We start from the raw sequence: 18,347 nt of genomic DNA, 5'->3' as shown, positions 1-18,347 counted from the left end.
AAAAATGGAAAAAGAAAAACTAACGGCGCCCTTTCCAGTAACCTGAAGCCTGGTGCCAGGTTTTACCGACAGAGAGCAATACATTTCTCAGTTTATCTTTCCCGATAATATCGGGGTGGGGAATCGAACTCAGTAGCGAATAACGCTCCGAGCCTTCGCTCATTCCCTCAGCCAGAATTTTGCAGATAATGTGGCTTGGCGTTACCCCAAATCCCGAATAGCCTTGAACATAGAACACATTTTTATGATTAGGCAGAGAACCCATTTGCGGAAACAGATTAGCGCTACAACATAATGGCCCGCCCCATGCCAGCTCTATCTCCACATCTTTCAAATAAGGGAAGGTCTTGAGCATGAAATTGCGATTCCATGCTTTTAAATCGGAAGGGATATATTCAAGAAAGTGTGTCGCGCTGCCATATAACAGGCGATTTTCTTTGGTAACACGGTAGTAATCAATGACCGGACTAATATCACTGTATGCCCCACGAATTGGGCTGATCCTTTCAATCAAATCGTCCGACAATTCTTCTGTCATCAATTGAAAAGCATAAGTATTGATTGTTTTTCTATAAATAGTCGGTTCGAGTCCATCCAAAAAGGCATTACATGCCCACAGCATCTTATTGGCACGAACCGATCCTGTTACTGTACGTACTGTGACCCTGGGACCATACTCTACGCTCACAACCTGACTGTTTTCGAAAATTTTGACACCATGCTCAGTGACAGCTTTGGCTTCTCCCAGCAACAAATTGAGTGAGTGCACATGCCCACCCCCCATATGTTTTAGTGCACTGGTATAACGGTCTGAGCCAATGACTTTTTTAACATCTGCCCCCGTATAAAGCTCAATTTCTTTCTCAGGGGAAGCCGAACGAAATTCCTGTAACCAACTATGCAGGGTTTTATCATGTCGAGAATTCCAGCCAAGATAGGCATAACCTTGACAGAAATCAGCCTGAATATCATATTTGGCAATTCGATCACGAATAATTTCAGCCCCCAAACTACTGATTTTAAATATAGTTTCCAGGCCTTTTTTACCCACATGGCGTTTGATCTTATCCAAATCATGACCAATACCCGTCATCACTTGTCCACCATTACGGCCTGTACCGCCATATCCCAACATCCGGCCTTCCAAAATAGCAATATTGGTGATGCCTTTTTCTGCCAGCTCTAATGCGGTATTGATACCGGAAAAACCGCCGCCAATGATAACGACATCAACATCCAGATCTTCTGTCAGCATTGGAAAACGAAGATCATATTTTTTCGTTACCGTATAATATGTTAATGAATCAAGTTTATTATTCATGTTATACCCCATGAGCATCTGCTTATCCCCTGATGGTGTAACCTTGCTACTCCTTTCATCAGGGGTGTTTATTACATTTTTTGAACATTAGTTGTTCAGGTGTATTAACAAAACAATAAATAACAAAATATTAATAAATTAATAAAAATAAACATCCATGCATTTCATGTCTGGTATGTATATGAATCATATGTACCTGAAATGCTCAAACCCTTTGTTGTTTTCATGTTAATTAAATCACAATTATTAAAACGATTGTTAACAGATTGCATATTTTGCGTTTTCATTTTGTGATGGAGTTGGAAGGAATTTTTTCTGTTAGTAAATTATTCTGAACGTAAATATTTACATATGTACTTAATAGGTTTCGAGTTGCAGCCGACAAAACAGCAACTTGAGAAATGAAGGTCATAACCACTGTAAAGGAATAAATATGCTACCCAAGAAAATGATCCTTGACTGCGATCCCGGGCATGATGATGCCATTGCTCTCCTGCTTGCCCACGGCAACCCCAATATTGAATTGTTGGCTGTCACGACAGTTGTTGGTAATCAAACCCTGAATAAAGTCACCCGCAATGCGCTTTGCGTTGCACGCATTGCTAATATTCATAACGTTCCTTTCGCAGCAGGTTGCCACCGTCCACTGGTTCGGGAGATCAATACCGCGCCAGACATTCATGGTGAAACGGGTCTGGATGGCCCTATTCTTCCTGAACCTAATATGAAACTGGATGCGCGCCACGCAGTTGATCTCATTATTGATGTGATTATGGAAAACCCACCCAAAAGTGTCACTTTGGTGCCCACGGCGGGTTTGACGAATATCGCTATGGCTGTACGCAAAGCACCACAAATTGTTGAGCGTGTAAAAGAAGTGGTATTAATGGGAGGGGGCTATCATAAAGGAAACAGAAGCGCAGTTGCAGAATTCAATATCGTGATCGATCCAGAAGCCGCACACATTGTTTTTAATGAAAAATGGCCGCTGACGATGGTCGGTTTAGATCTCACTCATCAAGCGCAAGCAACACCTGAAATTATCGAGGCAATCGCCCGGATTAAGACACGTTCCGCTCAATTCGTTTTGGATGCACTGAAATTTTATGGTGACAGGTATCGTGAGCATCAGGGATTTGGCTATCCTCCTGTGCATGATCCCTGTGCTGTAGCCTATGTGATCGATCCTGATGTTATGACGACCCAAAAAGTCCCTGTTAATATCGAACTGATGGGAAACTTAACCACAGGAATGACAGTTGCCGATTTCCGTTTTCCACCACCTGAAGATTGCCATACGCAAGTTGCTGTCAAATTGGATCACGCCAAATTCTGGCAATTAGTGATTGATGCCCTGAAAAATATTGGTGAAACAACTTACTGATATTATTAATTTATTCTTTGACTATTGAGATTATCTCTCTGCCTCAATAGTCACAAGAATTTCTATCAAACTAACCGGATACCCATCAACACAGCACTACATAAGATCAGGAATAGTGTGGCATATTGTAGTGCTCTGTCAGATAAATGCTTTATCAAATAACTGGCAAAAGGGATAGCCAGCAAAGAGCCAACAAACAATGCCAACGCCAGTTTCCAATCTGTATGCCCTCCATAGGCATAAGCAAAAGCAGATGAACCCGATAACATCATTGTGATAAAAAGAGAAACACCAACCGCTTGTTTAATCGGCATTTGCCCATAGCGTAACAACAGTGGCAATACCACTATGCCACCACCCACTCCTGTCGCCCCAAGCACCAATCCAGCTCCCGTACCAGGCAGCAAGAAAGGCTTAATCACCCCAGATTGTAATTGTGGTTGTGTTTGGTTCCTGTATAACTGTGGCTGACGTATTCGGCGGTAAAAAAGATAAAGGGAAAACAAGATAGCCAACAAAACCAGTAAATTAATTTCCCATTCAAGTTGTACCCGATTATGGCTTAAATGACTCAGCATTGTGACGCCATAACTGGCCAATACCGTACCGGGTATCATGATCAGCAGAATAATCAAAGATTGGCGTAAGGGAATATTTCCCATGCGAAAGTGCATATAAGAAGATGATATTTTCATCAACATGGAAAGAAAATTAGCCGTAGCGACAGACACTAATACATCTAATCCAAAAAAATAGGTCAGGATCGGCAAAACTATCACCCCACCACCAACACCGGTAGTACTGATAATCAAACCCACAATCGCTCCAATCGCAAGTTCAGGGATCACTAACATCATTTTGTTCCCAGCAGATATCTAATCAAAGAGCATTTTCTTGCCAAATTTCAGCAAGCCTTACTTCCTAATATGACAAAAATAAATACCATATTCAAAAATAGAATATATTTCTCAGTTTGGTGCTCAGGCCAAACGACAAGGAAACATGATTTTTTCAAGTCGCAGCTTTATTGGCTGCAACTTTGCAATTTAAAGTAAAGAAGATGGAAACATAGGAGATGAGTTGGTGAAATTTATATTTCTAACGATCTGTATTTTATCTTGACCATTGGTTTTAACGGGGAGGGTGTATTGTCCCGAAATCGAATAATTCACTGAGTTCAATCTGTAATCCATTTGCTATCACATAAATAATTTCCAAGGTAGGATTTCTGACACCACGTTCAATGCCACTGACATAAGTGCGATCCAGTCCACACTTATCGGCAAAAGCCTCTTGTGACATTCCAGCTTCTCTCCTGAGATACCTAATTCTTTGACCAAAAAGGGATCTGATGTTGTTCGATTTTTTCATCCGATAAGTATCGATTCATGTTACTTATCCGACCACGGACTATGAGTCACGTTTCAGCTGAAGTTATGCTATGATGCGTGACTTATAGTCTACTGAATACTCACTTACTTTTTAATCAAAAAGATTATTGATAACTGGAGAGTTTAAGGATGGAAAAAAAAGACTGGCATTCTGCTGATATCATCGCCGAATTGAAAAAACGCGGGACAACACTGTCAGAAGTATCCCGAACAGCAGGGCTGGCGTCATCAACTCTTGCCAATGCATTGCAACGACACAGGCCAAAAGGTGAGCGTCTTATTGCAGCAGCGCTGGGACGCACGCCAGAAGAAATATGGCCTTCTCGTTATGAAAAGAAATAATCATAAACCCAGCACTACGCTGGGTTTATTTATAAGTAATCAGCTCGCCAACTTTAAGCCAATAATGCCAATCACAATCAGGCCAAGGCTTAATATCCGCGTGAAATTTGCAGACTCTCCCAGCACCATGATGCCGAAAATCGCCGTACCTACCGCACCAATACCTGTCCACACGGCATAGGCAGTTCCTGCCGGTAGATTTTTCATGGCATAGGCGAGTAACCCCATGCTGACCACCATCGCGCTGATCGTCATTAAACTCGGCACCCAGCGTGAAAACCCGTGGGTATATTTTAGGCCCACCGCCCACACGACTTCCAACAAACCCGCAATAAGAAGGATCAACCAAGACATGTCTTTCCCTTTATATGATGACAAGGGGGCCGTCCCCGATGAGATGACGTTTATCCAGGTCGTCCAGGATAACGATAAGAAATGAAACTGGATTATAGCTACCCGATCTGATAGCTGCAATAATAATAACCAAAGAGTTATAACAAAAAAAACCGCAACCTCTGGACGAAGAGGCTGCGGTTTTTTTAGAATAGCAAACGCGATTATTTCACGCGAGAAACGTATTCGCCAGAACGGGTGTCAACTTTGATCACTTCGCCAATCTGTACAAACAGAGGGACTTTAACGACAGCGCCGGTGCTCAAGGTTGCAGGTTTACCGCCAGTACCCGCAGTATCACCTTTCAGACCTGGATCCGTATCAACGATTTCCAGTTCAACAAAGTTTGGTGGATTTACAGCGATGGGACGGCCATCCCACAGAGTCAGAATACATTCTGCCTGATCGATCAGCCATTTTGCATTGTCACCAACGGCTTTCTCATCCGCAGCCAGCTGCTCGAAAGTTTCGTTGTTCATGAAATGCCAAAATTCACCGTCGTTGTATAAATAAGTCAGGTTGACATCCATGACATCCGCACTTTCAGCAGAATCTGTTGATTTAAAAGTTTTTTCCAGCAGTTTACCCGAAATCAGTTTACGAATACGAACGCGGGCAAATGCCTGCCCTTTACCTGGTTTAACAAATTCACTGTCAAGAATAGCGCACGGCTCGCCATCTAACATGATTTTAAGACCTGAACGGAATTCATTGGTACTATAAGTAGCCATGGAGATCCTCTAATTTTTAACAAAATGGCTTAGCCAAAAAATGGCACACATTATAACCCATATTCACCCCGTCAGAGAAGTCTGGCTACAACAACTCGCGGATGTTATTACTGATCCCAATGAGTTGTTGCAACTATTATCCTTAAACACACATACGAAGCTGCAAGAAGGCAATGAAGCAAAACGCTTATTTCCTCTGCGTGTGCCAAGAGCATTTGTAACACGAATGAAAAAAGGCGATCCCCGTGATCCTCTTCTATTACAAGTCCTGACCTCACGGGAAGAATTTGCGATATCCCCTGGTTTCACCACTGATCCATTGGATGAACAACGCAGTGTTGTTCCAGGTCTATTGCATAAATATCACAATCGAGCCCTGCTATTGGTCAAAGGGGGCTGCGCGGTTAATTGTCGCTATTGTTTTCGTCGCCATTTCCCTTATGGGGATAATAAAGGCAATAAAAACAATTGGCTGCTTGCTCTGGATTATATTGAACAACACCCTGAACTCGACGAAATTATCTTCTCTGGTGGTGATCCATTAATGGCTAAGGATCATGAACTTGACTGGTTAATCAGCCGTCTTGAATCTGTTCCACACATTAAGCGGTTACGTATCCATACGCGTTTGCCGGTTGTGATCCCTGATCGAATCACGCTTTCACTGTGTAACCGTTTAGCACAAACTCGCTTGCAGGTGATCATGGTGACCCATATCAATCATGCAAATGAAATTGATGATGCGTTCCGCACAAGTATGATGCGGCTAAAACAAGCTGGAGTGACACTACTGAATCAAAGTGTGATGTTACGTGATGTCAATAATAATGCAGATACTTTGGCTGACTTAAGTCATGCACTCTTTGACGCAGGCATATTACCTTACTACATTCACGTTCTGGATAAAGTTCAAGGTGCCGCACATTTTCTCGTGGACGATGAAGAGGCAAAAGCTATTATGCGAAAATTATTGACTAAAGTATCCGGTTATCTGGTTCCGGGCCTGACCAGGGAAATTGGTGGCGAGCCAAGCAAAACCCCGCTGGATTTAGGGCTAGCACAAAACGAGTGATAGTTCCTATGCCAATCGATCACTGATCCGGTTAATTCCTTCATTATTAAGCTCTTCTAAATGGGCAGCGCACAGAAACTGAAATTCTTTCTGGGCATTGCCCAAACCACTTTCCCACTAACCCCATCTATTAATACCTAAGGGCACTTATAGACCTGACCAACCATTTTGCTATCAAGGGGGATAAAACTAGCCAGCAATCCCTCTGATGGACTATTTATCCCATAAATAACATTGCCGCCCATTTCAGCCACTTTATTACGTAAGTCATTGGCTGCGCTACGCATAGAACTGCTCTCATTGCTAACGCCATTGAGCCAGTTGCTTTGCGTGCCAGTAACTTCACCTAACCGCTGGCATTCACTACCTGGTTGAGTGTCCGCAAAACGCACATTAGCGCCAGCGGAGGTTAATTGATGAGTTGTTGTGCACCCAGCCAACAGTAATACTGACGCACCAAACAAAATTTTAATTCTCATAACTTCCCTCATTAGTTATAGGAACAATAAAAAGGCGAGCAAGTTTTCCCTGCTCGCCTTTAAGGGTTTTACCCTTATGGGATGGTCAATGCCAGCACTACATCATGCCGCCCATTCCACCCATACCGCCCATGCCGCCAGCAGCACCTAAGTCAGCTTTGTCATCTTTAGGCTGTTCAGTCACCATTGCTTCGGTAGTGATCATCAGGCCAGCGATAGACGCGGCGAATTGCAGTGCAGAACGGGTTACTTTAGTTGGATCCAGGATACCCATTTCGATCATATCGCCGTACTGTTCAGTTGCAGCGTTATAACCGTAGTTGTCTTTACCCGCTTTCACGTTGTTGACAACAACAGAAGGTTCTTCACCTGAGTTATCTACGATCTGACGCATTGGCGCTTCCATTGCACGCAGTGCAACACGGATACCGACGTTCTGATCTTCATTATCACCAGTCAGATCAGAGATCGAGCTGGCAACACGAACCAGAGCAACACCACCACCAGCAACAACACCTTCTTCTACAGCCGCACGAGTTGCGTGCAGTGCATCGTCAACGCGAGCGCGTTTTTCTTTCATTTCAACTTCAGTTGCTGCACCTACTTTGATGACAGCCACACCGCCTGCCAGTTTAGCGACACGCTCTTGCAGTTTTTCACGGTCATAATCAGAAGTAGATTCTTCGATTTGCTGACGGATCTGAGTAACACGTGCAGCAATTGTGCTTTCTTCACCTACACCATCAATGATAGTTGTGGTGTCTTTGTTGATAACAACACGTTTTGCCTGACCCAGATCTTCCAGAGTCGCTTTTTCCAGCTCCAGACCAATCTCTTCTGAGATAACAGTACCGTTAGTCAGAGTAGCGATATCTTGCAGCATTGCTTTACGGCGATCACCGAAGCCAGGTGCTTTAACCGCAGCAACTTTCACGATACCACGCATGTTGTTAACAACCAGCGTTGCCAGTGCTTCGCCTTCAACATCTTCAGCAATAATCATCAAAGGCTTGCTTGCCTTAGCAACGCCTTCCAGAACGGGCAGCAGTTCACGGATGTTGGAGATTTTCTTGTCAACCAGCAGGATGTATGGGTTTTCCAGTTCAACAGCACCGGCTTCTGGTTTGTTGATGAAATAAGGAGACAGGTAACCACGGTCGAACTGCATACCTTCGACAACATCCAGCTCGTCTTCCAGACCAGTACCTTCTTCAACGGTGATTACACCTTCTTTACCGACTTTATCCATCGCTTCTGCGATCAGTTTACCTACGGTTTCGTCGGAGTTTGCAGAGATAGTACCAACCTGTGCAATAGCAGTGGAATCAGAGCAAGGTACGGACAGTTTTTTCAGTTCCTCAACGGCAGAAACAACCGCTTTATCGATGCCGCGTTTCAGGTCCATTGGGTTCATGCCAGCAGCAACAGCTTTCAGACCTTCGGTGACAATGGCTTGAGCCAGTACTGTTGCAGTAGTAGTACCATCACCTGCCGCATCATTGGCTTTAGAGGCGACTTCTTTAACCATCTGCGCACCCATGTTCTCGAATTTGTCTTCCAATTCGATTTCACGTGCTACAGACACACCATCTTTAGTGATAACAGGTGCACCGAAAGATTTATCCAAAATTACGTTACGGCCTTTAGGTCCCAGAGTGACTTTAACTGCGTCAGCCAGTACATTCACACCGCGTAACATTTTGCTGCGAGCATCATTACCAAATTTTACGTCTTTAGCTGCCATTGTGTCTTTCCTTTAAATTCGTTCAATTAAGAAGATCTAAGCGTAATAAAATTCTCAATTACGCTTCAACAATTGCCAGAATGTCGCTTTCAGACATGATCAATACTTCTTCATTATCGATCTTTTCTGTTTTAACGCCGTAACCTTCATTAAAAATAACGGTATCACCCACTTTTACATCCAGCGCCTTCACTTCCCCATTTTCGAGGATGCGACCATTGCCGACTGCCAAAACGTTTCCACGGGTAGATTTGCCCGCAGCAGAGCCCGTCAAAACAATACCGCCAGCAGATTTTGATTCAACTTCTGTACGCTTGATGATAACGCGGTCATGTAATGGACGAATGTTCATCGATAGATCTCCTATAAATAAAGTCCATATCAGGTAAGAGGATTGATACCAGAACCCAACAGAACCAGTATCATGAAGCTACAAATTGGGGCTTGAGATCATGACTTCAAGGGTGAGTAACAAAAATATTTTACTTTTTTCTTACTTACTGAAATTTCAGCCAGCACAGTGGCAATCATTTTTTATTGCGCTCACTGCCAGACTCACCATAATGCTTTTGCTCTGCGGATTTTTGGTCATTCGATATACGGGAGTCGCCATCTTGCCTACGCTCATATTCTCCCTCAAAAGTCTGCCCGCTCTGCCCAGAACCGCCATTATGATGACTATAATTACCGGAACCATAAAAAGTATTCGGACGGTAAAACTTAATATGAGGCAATAACTTCGCGGTCAGAAGTTTCTGTACGGGAGACAATAACAGCAGTAATCCGAGAAAATCGGTGAAGAAACCGGGCAATATCAGCAAAAATCCAGCCATGACCAGAGAAACACTTTTAACAGCTTCTTCTGCAGGACTCTCACCGGCGGCGAGTTTTTGCTTCATAGAGATAAAATTCTTGATGCCTTGATTACGCACGAGGGATACACCAAGACAAGATGTAAGAATAACCAATAACAGAGTCAACAAGACCCCAACTTCAGAGGCAATCCGAACAAACAAGACAGACTCGATGTAAACCAGAAGGCATATAAGGATAAGCGGGAGCCAACGCACGTGGTTCTCCTTTCATTATTATTGAAGGTTCACACTATTCGACCATTCACACTCTGTGTGACACCTAATATCGGGTTAGATCACATAATATGGTGTTAGATAACACATGTGGGGATAATCGTGACCGTTTTCAATACTTCAAACTCTTAACTTTTTCCCTCCGTAATCGTGACCTTAGTCACACATATGCTATTTCATCAATAAAATAACACTATAAAGTGATCCAGGTTCAAGGCATTTTTCACAAATCCACATATGATCGCGCCAGCAATTTCATGATAAGTGTTTAATATCAGGGAAATTGTTGGCGGCAACATTATTTTCCAACAAACACGTAATAGAACAGTCAAAAAACGTATCCAATTTTAAGAAGGTTCTCATGTCAAACAACATTCGTATCGAAGAAGACCTGTTAGGTAAACGAGAAGTTCCTGCTGAAGCCTACTACGGTATTCACACTCTACGTGCGATTGAAAACTTTTATATTAGTGACCGTACCATCAACAGTGTGCCTGAATTCATCCGCGGCATGGTGATGGTGAAGAAAGCTGCGGCACTGGCAAACAAAGAACTCCATACTATTTCTGGAAAAGTGGCAGATATCATTGTCAAAGCCTGTGATGAAGTTCTCATTAAAAGCAAATGTATGGATCAATTCCCTGTTGATGTCTTTCAGGGTGGTGCCGGTACTTCACTCAACATGAACACGAATGAGGTGCTGGCAAATATCGGCCTGGAGTTGATGGGACATCAAAAAGGTGAATATGAGTACCTGAACCCAAATGATCACCTGAACAGAAGCCAGTCAACCAATGATGCTTATCCTACAGGCTTCCGCATTGCTGTTTATAACTCCCTGATGCATTTAATTGATTCCATTGAATTGCTGAAAGAGGGCTTCGACAAAAAAGGAGTTGAATTCGATGACATCCTGAAAATGGGCCGTACCCAGCTGCAAGACGCTGTCCCCATGACACTGGGCCAAGAATTCCGTGCTTTTTCTGTGCTGTTGAAAGAAGAGATCAAAAACATTATCCGCACGGCAGAACTGCTGCTGGAAGTGAACCTTGGCGCTACCGCTATCGGTACTGGCTTAAATACTGCACCAGGTTACCAAAAACTGGTCGTTGAAAAATTGGCCGAAGTCACAGGTTTGCCTTGCCAACCAGCAGAAGATTTGATAGAAGCCACCTCTGACTGTGGCGCTTACGTCATGGTTCACAGCGTATTGAAGCGTCTGGCCGTTAAGCTGTCCAAGATTTGTAACGACTTGCGTCTGCTCTCTTCCGGCCCTCGTGCTGGCCTGAATGAAATTAATCTGCCAGAATTGCAGGCAGGTTCTTCCATCATGCCAGCAAAAGTTAACCCCGTTGTGCCAGAAGTGGTTAACCAGGTGTGCTTCAAAGTTATCGGTAACGATATCTGTGTCACTATGGCAGCGGAAGCAGGCCAGTTACAGCTTAACGTAATGGAACCTGCGATTGGTCAGGCTATGTTTGAATCTATGTCTATCCTGAACAACGCATGCCGTAATTTAGTTGAAAAATGCGTCAGCGGCATTACTGCCAATAAAGAAGTTTGTGAAAACTTCGTATTCAACTCTATCGGGATCGTGACTTATCTGAACCCATTTATTGGCCACCACAATGGCGATATCGTGGGTAAGATCTGTGCTGAAACAGGCAAGAGCGTTCGTGAAGTCGTGCTTGAGCGCGGTTTACTGACCGAAGCTGAATTAGATGATATTTTCTCTGTTGAGAACCTAAAACATCCAACTTATAAAGCAAAACGTTTTGATGACTAATTAAATGATTATAATAACGAGTTCGTCTTAATTATTAAGGCACGCTATTCCAACCGGAAGCGTGCCTTTTTAATTTTCCGCAAACACAAATTATTAACCATAGATTTTCATAATACTAAATAAATGAAGGAGTATTTAACATGTTAGCCGTAGAATTGGTTATTGTTCTGCTGGCCATTTTTTTAGGGGCACGGCTAGGGGGAATAGGTATTGGCTTTGCTGGTGGGATGGGTGTTCTCGTCCTCGCCGCCATCGGTGTTAAACCAGGCAGTATTCCATTTGACGTTATTTCAATTATTATGGCCGTCATTGCTGCAATTTCAGCTATGCAAGTGGCGGGGGGACTAGATTATCTCGTTCAACAAACTGAAAAATTACTGCGCAAGAATCCCAAATACATCACAGTTCTTGCACCTATCGTCACGTATTTTCTGACACTATTTGCAGGTACGGGGAACATCTCACTGGCAACATTGCCTGTTATTGCAGAAGTTGCCAAAGAGCAAGGCATAAAACCATGTCGTCCACTCTCTACTGCCGTTGTCGCTGCCCAGATCGGGATCACGGCTTCACCTATTTCTGCGGCAGTTGTTTATATGGCATCGACTATGGAAGGCCAAGGCATCAGCTATATCCACCTGTTAATGGTATTACTGCCTTCAACATTTTGTGCCATCATCCTCATGTCATTCATTATTTCATGGCTTTTTGATGCAAAACTGTCGAATGATCCTGTTTATCAAAAACGCCTTGAAGAGGGCTTGATAGAAATGCGTGGTGCCAGCCAGATTCAAATCAGACCCAAAGCAAAATGCTCTGTACTGTTGTTCCTGCTAGGTGTTGTTGGTGTGGTCATTTATGCGATTATTAATAGCCCGAGTGTCAGCCTGGTTGAAAAACCTCTGATGAATACCACCAATGCGATTTTGATCATCATGCTCAGTGTCGCTACGCTCACCACCATTATTTGCTCCGTCGATACCGATGCCATCCTGAACTCAAGCACTTTCAAAGCTGGCATGAGCGCATGTATCTGTATCTTAGGGGTTGCATGGCTGGGGGATACCTTTGTACAGGCCAATCTTGGCTGGATCAAAGAAACCGCAGGTAGTTTAATTCACGCCCGACCGTGGCTGCTGGCAGTCATCTTCTTCTTCTGTTCAGCCTTGCTCTATTCACAAGCCGCAACAGCGAAGGCACTGATGCCAATGGCTCTGGCACTGAATGTCACGCCATTAACGGCGATCGCTTCTTTCTCTGCGGTATCTGGCCTGTTTATCCTGCCAACGTATCCGACACTGGTTGCAGCCGTACAGATGGATGATACCGGAACCACCCGTATCGGGCGTTTTGTCTTCAACCATCCCTTCTTTATTCCGGGTACTCTTGCCGTTGTATTGGCGGTCACATTCGGTTTCCTGTTTGGTGGTATTATCTTGTAGCTTCACCATTTCGATTATTTGTCATCATTTCAGGGGCGTGCCAGCCCCTGAAATCTTCCTGACACATCTTTTCCTGTAAAAAACGCTGCATTGTCTTAATATTAGGGATCAAACCCACGATACAGGCAGGCTAAAGATTATCTTATGATGAAACGTATTCTTATGTTGCTTCTGCTGTTCAGCAGTATCGCTCTGTCGCCTAACAAAGCTAGCGCACTGTTTGAACAACCAGGGAAAAGTCTCTACCTTCCTGCTGATCAGGCATTCATGTTTGATTTTCAGCAACAAGGAAATAAACTCACGCTGAACTGGGAGATCAAACCCGGTTATTACCTTTATCGAAAACAGTTCAACATCGTTCCCAATCAAGAGGCATCGTTGGGTAAAATGACATACGCCAAAGGTGTAGATCATGAAGATGAGTTTTTTGGTAAGACAGAAGTCTATTTTCAATCGGCGCGGATTGATATTCCCATCCTATCTGCCACCAACGCCGGCTCTCTCCAGGTCACGTATCAAGGATGCGCAGAAGCGGGTTATTGTTATCCACCTGAAACCTTAGGCGTACCATTGCAAGCCGTTGCTGCCTCTCCCCTCTCAGGCAATGAAACCGCGACACCAACCAACATAGCGACAAATAAAGAAGACGGCTCCTTACAAGCACCTTTGCAACAGGGCGATAGACCATCCGAATCCCATGATGTGCCCTTTTCGCCACTCTGGGCATTGTTAATTGGCATTGGTATCGCTTTTACGCCCTGCATACTGCCCATGTATCCGCTGATTTCCAGCATTATTTTGGGTCAAAAACGTCCTGAAAGCCTGAAACAGATCTTTTGGCTCGCCATCAGTTACGTTCAGGGGATGGCGCTCACTTACACAATACTGGGTTTAGTCGTCGCAGCGGCTGGATTGCAATTTCAAGCTGCCCTGCAAAATCCTTACATTCTCGTAGGGCTATCAGTGCTGTTTATTTTGCTCGCCTTATCCATGTTCGGGCTATATACCTTACAGCTTCCTTCTTCACTCCAAACTCGCCTCGCGGATTGGAGCAACCAACAGCAAAGCGGCTCTTACATTGGCGTATTCGTAATGGGAGCCTTAGCTGGGTTAATCGCCTCTCCCTGCACGACCGCACCGCTCAGTGCTATTTTGCTTTATATCGCTCAAAGCGGTAATACCGTGGTCGGCGGCTTAACTTTGTATCTCTACGCCCTAGGAATGGGCTTACCGCTTATCGCCGTCACACTATTTGGTCACAAACTCCTGCCACGCAGTGGCCCGTGGATGCAATACGTCAAGGAAGCCTTCGGATTCATTATCTTGGCTCTGCCCGTCTTCCTGCTGGAACGCGTACTTGGTGACACATGGGGCATAAGATTATGGAGCCTATTGGCAGTTTCTTTCCTTGGTTGGGCGTTCGCATTAACCTTAAACAGCAAAAACGGCTGGGTACGGACTTTACAAGTCATCTTACTGGCTCTGGTACTTATCGCTTCACGTCCTTTGCAAAATTGGGTATGGGGAAGCCCTGCGGCAGAACAGCAAAAAAACACTTTAAAATTTCAACAACTCTCTGATTGGCAAGAGTTAAGTCAAATTCTGACTAAAAATCATCATCAACCAATTATGTTGGATCTCTATGCTGACTGGTGTGTAGCCTGTAAGGAGTTTGAAAAATATACTTTCAGTGATCCAAAAGTACAGGCACAATTAAGTCAATTCCTCTTGTTACAGGCAAATGTCACGGATAACACCCCAAAACAAAAAGAATTGTTGCAAAAACTGCAAGTGCTGGGACTCCCCACTATCTTGTTTTTCGATAAGGGAAAAGAGCTAACCAGTGAGCGAATCAATGGATTCATGGATGCTCAACGTTTTGACCAGCATGTAAAACAATTACAACATCGACAATAAAAATAATCTGGAAGGAGAACCACTGTGCAACGTGAATATGTACTGAGACATGTCCTGAGTTTATTGGAAAAACATGGCCTGTCAGCGACACTGGAGACACTTTTAACGCCTTTCGATATTGATACCGACCATATAAAACATTTTTGGCCTGATCGTGAAGCCTTACTCTACGACGGCCTGCGCTACCACAGTCAGCAAATTGAAATCTGGCAGCGTCAAACTCTATTGGATGAATCCTTAAATCCTGAGCAAAAATTACTGGCACGCTACGACGCTCTCAAAGAAAAAGTACAAGAACAACGTTATCCAGGCTGTCTGTTTATCGCTGCTTGCAGCGCTTTTCCTGACGTTGACCATCCAATCCATCAATTAGCAGAATTACAAAAACAAAACTCTTTCCATTACACGGAAGAATTATTACAACAACTTGATATTGACGACAGTAAGCAAGTTGCCCAACAGATGGAACTGATCCTTGAGGGGTGTCTCAGTAAGTTATTAGTGAAAAGAGACCTTGAAGATGTGATCATTGCGAAAATCCTGGCTCAAGATATTCTAACCATCGCAAAATGCCGAAAAAATGGGGCGTTAAGTTAATAAAAAACGGCATTAGCTGAATTACCACACTAAGTTGGTATAAAAACACGGCAATCAATCATCTTTCGTGGTTTTTTCGCAGAAAGTGTTTGACGGATTGGGCTGGATACGGTTTAATGCGCCCCGTTAGCCCGGATAGCTCAGTCGGTAGAGCAGGGGATTGAAAATCCCCGTGTCGGTGGTTCGATTCCGCCTCCGGGCACCAAAATTTTAAGGCTCATTTGTTTTAGTTATCATAGACTTAACAAGTAAGTTAAAATTTATGGCCGTTAAGAAAATGTTAAACAATGGGTATTCCGATTTGCCTACTCAGTGTTTAAAAAGCCGTAAATAAAGAACACAGAGCGCCTGCACTTGCAAGCGTTCTTTTTCGTGCAAGGTAATGATTTCAGTAATTGATTCTGATGTCAAGTGAGGTGTAAACTTTGCGGGATGCCGGTCCGGTATCAATAATCTTTTCATACCATCTATTGTTGATGCAGGGCAGTTCAATCAATTCCATCCTCCTAAACCCTGATTGAAACCCGCCCTGTTTTTTTCTGATACTCTCTTTCTCTTTACACCGACAGATCCAGATATATCGCCAGCTCGCTTTCCAGCGTTTTACCCGCGATTTCCATATCAATATCAATGTATTCCATCGTGGTCGCCAGACTGCGGTGCCCCAGCAGGCCTCTGACCAGTTGCAGATTACGGTCGGGGGCTTTCATCAGCTCCGTTGCCAGGGTATGACGAAAACGGTGGGGAGAGACGGCAAAACCACACGCTTTCGACAAGCGATTGAAGAAAGAACGAATATGCTGCCTTTCTTTATCGGGGTTATACTGGTAACTGGTCATCCGCCCGTGGTAACGAAAACTCAGACGGGTTAAATCAAACAGCGGATCATCGTCTTTCGCCCCACAGGCTTTCGCGCGTTCAAGGAGTTGCGCCAGGCGGGGCTTGAGTGGCGGGATCATCGGTACCCGCCACTCACTGTGATTTTTACTGCCTTCCGTACGCAATTCAATATGGTTGCCTTCCAGATTGATATCCCGCAGCCGCAGGTGCAGCAACTGGTTCTGGCGCATGCCGGTTAATCGGAACGTATCCAGCACGGTCAACCAGTACCAAGTAGGATATAACGCACAGCGCCCTCCGCGGGGTTTCACGCCGGATTTTTCTTCCTGTTCATACTGCTGCATCACCAGGTAAATTCGGGTCAGCTGGGGCTTACTCAGAATTTTCTTCTTTTTCTTCCCTTTTTTGACTGCGGCATCCAGAAACGGATTTTTTGTCTGAGGTAATAACTTTTGCTCTATCCCAAAGTTAAAAATAGCCCGGAGATGGGTCACCTTATTATTCCAGGTATGGCAGGATTGTTTTTTTTCATTCAGTAAATAGCGCCGCCACCGGAGTACATCCCGCCCGGTAACACTTTCAGGCGGCACCGCTTCGCCCAAAAATTGAGAAAACCCCTTAGCCACTTTCTTATAACTCCATTCTGATGCCGGGCGTAACATATGCGAGAAAAAGTATTCCTCCAGTAATGCTTCCCAGTCCATTTTTACTTCTGCGTACATCATCTCTTTCCTGTTATCAACAACATGGCAATACTGCTTACGGGTGGTCTATTAAGCAGCCAATAAATCCCCGGAAAACCCGTCACCAATCGAAATTATTTCACTGTTAATATCATGACGACTGACTCCCGGTGGGAGCAACACTTTCTGGCTTCCTTCACGGATGTTTGTTCAATTTCAAATCGTTATCGTTCTCATTTACATCAATTGACAATGAAACTTCATCATTTGATTGAAATAATGACAATAATGTCTGTGTGTCATCAGATGTGGATTGACCGACAGAGGATAAAGTGGCTGATACGGGAAACGGCGAAACCCCATCAGAACCTGTTGGTACTAAGGTTGCCGACGGCGGCTCAGAAGATGCAGCCGGTTTCAGCAACGGGGACTGCACTTGTGTGGCGGCCTCCTGGAGCAGCGAATCCACTAACGGCACGGCGGAGGGATGCCCGCCCAGCTGTAAGGCCAGGCAGTGCCAGGCTTCCGGCACCAGAAATAACCAGCTCACCGCCTCTTCCGGCAGTAAACGGGCGGCCATCATGGCTTCCAGTGGCACAGACAAATCTGGCAGGGATGACCGGAATCGGAAACGAAAGCGACGTGCGGGCATCCACAGCCCCGGCTGCCAGTGATGTCCGTCTTCCAGCTCCCCGTCCAGTTGCCGCAACAATGGCAGGTGATAAAACAATGCCGCCCAGAACACCACCGCCTGCCATAACAGACTCTGTGCCGCCTGCGTTTCCGGTGCCACCCCCGGCGGGAACAGATGACCTTTCGCCAGCCGCACGGCACAGGTGGTAAACTTTAGCGTCAGGTCAGCAAATCCCCCTGCCCCTGACCAGTCGCCTTCCGGTGTGGCGGGCACCTGCTGCACACTGCCCAGCAATTGCTTCACCGGCGCGAGATAAAAACGCTGATACAGCCCTTCGGGCAGGGCACTGTTTTGCCATAATTGCTGAAGACACTGACGGCGCAGGGAGGTGGCCAGTAACTCGTCAGCGGATTGCGGCCGGAAATAGCCCCGGCTGTCACGAATGACTTCCGATTGTTGTTCGGGTAATTGTTGTGGTGTGGCAGGCTGGCGGGCAAAATGGG

The 18,347-nt window shown here is 44.7% G+C and carries 18 protein-coding genes and 1 tRNA gene; 8 read left to right on the top strand and 11 right to left on the bottom strand.

Going from position 1 to position 18,347, the window contains the following annotated elements; genetic code table 11:
• Positions 1 to 19: 19 nt before the first annotated feature.
• Positions 20 to 1,321, bottom strand: a complete 1,302-nt coding sequence (locus ABLA76_RS03385) for an FAD-binding oxidoreductase (protein ID WP_348986861.1) — start codon at positions 1,319 to 1,321, stop codon at positions 20 to 22.
• A gap of 433 nt (positions 1,322 to 1,754) precedes the next feature.
• Here ABLA76_RS03385 and ABLA76_RS03380 point away from each other — a divergent pair, with 433 nt between their 5' ends.
• A complete protein-coding gene (locus ABLA76_RS03380; protein WP_047766684.1) occupies positions 1,755 to 2,705 on the top strand; it encodes a nucleoside hydrolase in 951 nt (316 codons plus the stop codon).
• A 65-nt stretch (positions 2,706 to 2,770) separates the two neighbouring features.
• Here the strand turns inward: ABLA76_RS03380 and ABLA76_RS03375 are convergent, their stop codons facing one another.
• Both ABLA76_RS03375 and ABLA76_RS03370 read right to left on the bottom strand, forming a co-directional pair.
• Complete coding sequence (locus tag ABLA76_RS03375; protein WP_348986872.1) at positions 2,771 to 3,559, bottom strand: sulfite exporter TauE/SafE family protein; 789 nt, start codon at positions 3,557 to 3,559, stop codon at positions 2,771 to 2,773.
• Positions 3,560 to 3,836: 277 nt separating this feature from the next.
• Positions 3,837 to 4,007 (bottom strand): helix-turn-helix transcriptional regulator, encoded by a 171-nt coding sequence (locus ABLA76_RS03370; RefSeq protein WP_047766683.1) that lies wholly within the window; start codon positions 4,005 to 4,007, stop codon positions 3,837 to 3,839.
• A gap of 218 nt (positions 4,008 to 4,225) precedes the next feature.
• On the opposite strand from ABLA76_RS03370, the gene ABLA76_RS03365 reads away from it, so the two are divergent.
• Entirely contained in the window at positions 4,226 to 4,438 is a 213-nt protein-coding gene (locus tag ABLA76_RS03365) for a helix-turn-helix transcriptional regulator (RefSeq protein ID WP_348986860.1), read from the top strand.
• Positions 4,439 to 4,477: 39 nt separating this feature from the next.
• Here the strand turns inward: ABLA76_RS03365 and sugE are convergent, their stop codons facing one another.
• The gene (sugE, locus tag ABLA76_RS03360; RefSeq protein WP_047766681.1) at positions 4,478 to 4,792 is read right to left on the bottom strand and encodes a quaternary ammonium compound efflux SMR transporter SugE; all 315 of its coding nucleotides are present in this window, start codon (positions 4,790 to 4,792) and stop codon (positions 4,478 to 4,480) included.
• A gap of 203 nt (positions 4,793 to 4,995) precedes the next feature.
• Entirely contained in the window at positions 4,996 to 5,562 is a 567-nt protein-coding gene (efp, locus tag ABLA76_RS03355; protein ID WP_047766680.1) for an elongation factor P, read from the bottom strand.
• Between the two features lie 40 nt (positions 5,563 to 5,602).
• Between efp and epmB the strand changes: the two genes are divergently transcribed.
• Positions 5,603 to 6,634: an EF-P beta-lysylation protein EpmB gene (gene epmB / locus ABLA76_RS03350; RefSeq protein WP_348986859.1), complete on the top strand. Its 1,032-nt coding sequence runs from the start codon at positions 5,603 to 5,605 to the stop codon at positions 6,632 to 6,634.
• A gap of 137 nt (positions 6,635 to 6,771) precedes the next feature.
• On the opposite strand, the gene ABLA76_RS03345 is transcribed toward epmB, so the two are convergent.
• The 4 genes from ABLA76_RS03345 to ABLA76_RS03330 all read right to left on the bottom strand — a co-directional run bounded on the left by ABLA76_RS03345 (position 6,772) and on the right by ABLA76_RS03330 (position 9,927).
• Positions 6,772 to 7,113 (bottom strand): DUF4156 domain-containing protein, encoded by a 342-nt coding sequence (locus ABLA76_RS03345; RefSeq protein ID WP_348986858.1) that lies wholly within the window; start codon positions 7,111 to 7,113, stop codon positions 6,772 to 6,774.
• Between the two features lie 97 nt (positions 7,114 to 7,210).
• Positions 7,211 to 8,857, bottom strand: a complete 1,647-nt coding sequence (groL, locus tag ABLA76_RS03340) for a chaperonin GroEL (protein WP_047766677.1) — start codon at positions 8,855 to 8,857, stop codon at positions 7,211 to 7,213.
• A 58-nt stretch (positions 8,858 to 8,915) separates the two neighbouring features.
• Positions 8,916 to 9,209, bottom strand: coding sequence for a co-chaperone GroES (locus ABLA76_RS03335; RefSeq protein WP_047766676.1), 294 nt, complete (start codon positions 9,207 to 9,209; stop codon positions 8,916 to 8,918).
• A gap of 175 nt (positions 9,210 to 9,384) precedes the next feature.
• Complete coding sequence (locus ABLA76_RS03330; protein ID WP_348986857.1) at positions 9,385 to 9,927, bottom strand: FxsA family protein; 543 nt, start codon at positions 9,925 to 9,927, stop codon at positions 9,385 to 9,387.
• A gap of 379 nt (positions 9,928 to 10,306) precedes the next feature.
• Between ABLA76_RS03330 and aspA the strand changes: the two genes are divergently transcribed.
• From aspA to ABLA76_RS03305, 5 genes are all read left to right on the top strand, one after another.
• On the top strand, positions 10,307 to 11,731 hold the full coding sequence (gene aspA, locus ABLA76_RS03325; protein WP_348986856.1) for an aspartate ammonia-lyase: 1,425 nt from the start codon (positions 10,307 to 10,309) through the stop codon (positions 11,729 to 11,731).
• Positions 11,732 to 11,871: 140 nt separating this feature from the next.
• Entirely contained in the window at positions 11,872 to 13,173 is a 1,302-nt protein-coding gene (locus ABLA76_RS03320) for an anaerobic C4-dicarboxylate transporter (protein WP_348986855.1), read from the top strand.
• Positions 13,174 to 13,317: 144 nt separating this feature from the next.
• On the top strand, positions 13,318 to 15,090 hold the full coding sequence (locus ABLA76_RS03315) for a protein-disulfide reductase DsbD (RefSeq protein ID WP_348986854.1): 1,773 nt from the start codon (positions 13,318 to 13,320) through the stop codon (positions 15,088 to 15,090).
• Positions 15,091 to 15,114: 24 nt separating this feature from the next.
• Positions 15,115 to 15,687: a transcriptional regulator gene (locus tag ABLA76_RS03310; RefSeq protein WP_047766671.1), complete on the top strand. Its 573-nt coding sequence runs from the start codon at positions 15,115 to 15,117 to the stop codon at positions 15,685 to 15,687.
• Between the two features lie 129 nt (positions 15,688 to 15,816).
• A tRNA-Phe gene (locus ABLA76_RS03305) sits at positions 15,817 to 15,892 on the top strand.
• 352 nt (positions 15,893 to 16,244) lie between these two features.
• Here the strand turns inward: ABLA76_RS03305 and ABLA76_RS03300 are convergent.
• Both ABLA76_RS03300 and ABLA76_RS03295 read right to left on the bottom strand, forming a co-directional pair.
• Positions 16,245 to 17,252 (bottom strand): site-specific integrase, encoded by a 1,008-nt coding sequence (locus tag ABLA76_RS03300; protein ID WP_348986853.1) that lies wholly within the window; start codon positions 17,250 to 17,252, stop codon positions 16,245 to 16,247.
• 154 nt (positions 17,253 to 17,406) lie between these two features.
• Positions 17,407 to 18,347 (bottom strand): TraI domain-containing protein (locus ABLA76_RS03295; RefSeq protein WP_348986852.1); only part of this gene is annotated, 941 nt, incomplete at its 5' end.

Source organism: Xenorhabdus sp. SGI240, from assembly GCF_040081915.1.
GTDB lineage: Bacteria > Pseudomonadota > Gammaproteobacteria > Enterobacterales > Enterobacteriaceae > Xenorhabdus > Xenorhabdus bakwenae.
The sequence above is the reverse complement of the archived record's forward strand: the minus strand, read 5'-3'. Positions and strand labels throughout refer to the sequence as shown.

What these genes read in the sequence shown, in the direction of transcription:
- ABLA76_RS03365 (WP_348986860.1), top strand. Translation starts at nt 4,226, where the DNA reads ATGGAAAAAAAAGACTGGCATTCTGCTGATATCATCGCCGAATTGAAA.
- ABLA76_RS03370 (WP_047766683.1), bottom strand. Translation starts at nt 4,007, where the DNA reads ATGTCACAAGAGGCTTTTGCCGATAAGTGTGGACTGGATCGCACTTAT.
- ABLA76_RS03315 (WP_348986854.1), top strand. Translation starts at nt 13,318, where the DNA reads ATGATGAAACGTATTCTTATGTTGCTTCTGCTGTTCAGCAGTATCGCT.
- ABLA76_RS03380 (WP_047766684.1), top strand. Translation starts at nt 1,755, where the DNA reads ATGCTACCCAAGAAAATGATCCTTGACTGCGATCCCGGGCATGATGAT.
- ABLA76_RS03320 (WP_348986855.1), top strand. Translation starts at nt 11,872, where the DNA reads ATGTTAGCCGTAGAATTGGTTATTGTTCTGCTGGCCATTTTTTTAGGG.
- ABLA76_RS03345 (WP_348986858.1), bottom strand. Translation starts at nt 7,113, where the DNA reads ATGAGAATTAAAATTTTGTTTGGTGCGTCAGTATTACTGTTGGCTGGG.
- ABLA76_RS03375 (WP_348986872.1), bottom strand. Translation starts at nt 3,559, where the DNA reads ATGTTAGTGATCCCTGAACTTGCGATTGGAGCGATTGTGGGTTTGATT.
- epmB (WP_348986859.1), top strand. Translation starts at nt 5,603, where the DNA reads ATGGCACACATTATAACCCATATTCACCCCGTCAGAGAAGTCTGGCTA.
- ABLA76_RS03300 (WP_348986853.1), bottom strand. Translation starts at nt 17,252, where the DNA reads ATGATGTACGCAGAAGTAAAAATGGACTGGGAAGCATTACTGGAGGAA.
- aspA (WP_348986856.1), top strand. Translation starts at nt 10,307, where the DNA reads ATGTCAAACAACATTCGTATCGAAGAAGACCTGTTAGGTAAACGAGAA.
- efp (WP_047766680.1), bottom strand. Translation starts at nt 5,562, where the DNA reads ATGGCTACTTATAGTACCAATGAATTCCGTTCAGGTCTTAAAATCATG.
- sugE (WP_047766681.1), bottom strand. Translation starts at nt 4,792, where the DNA reads ATGTCTTGGTTGATCCTTCTTATTGCGGGTTTGTTGGAAGTCGTGTGG.
- ABLA76_RS03385 (WP_348986861.1), bottom strand. Translation starts at nt 1,321, where the DNA reads ATGAATAATAAACTTGATTCATTAACATATTATACGGTAACGAAAAAA.
- groL (WP_047766677.1), bottom strand. Translation starts at nt 8,857, where the DNA reads ATGGCAGCTAAAGACGTAAAATTTGGTAATGATGCTCGCAGCAAAATG.
- ABLA76_RS03335 (WP_047766676.1), bottom strand. Translation starts at nt 9,209, where the DNA reads ATGAACATTCGTCCATTACATGACCGCGTTATCATCAAGCGTACAGAA.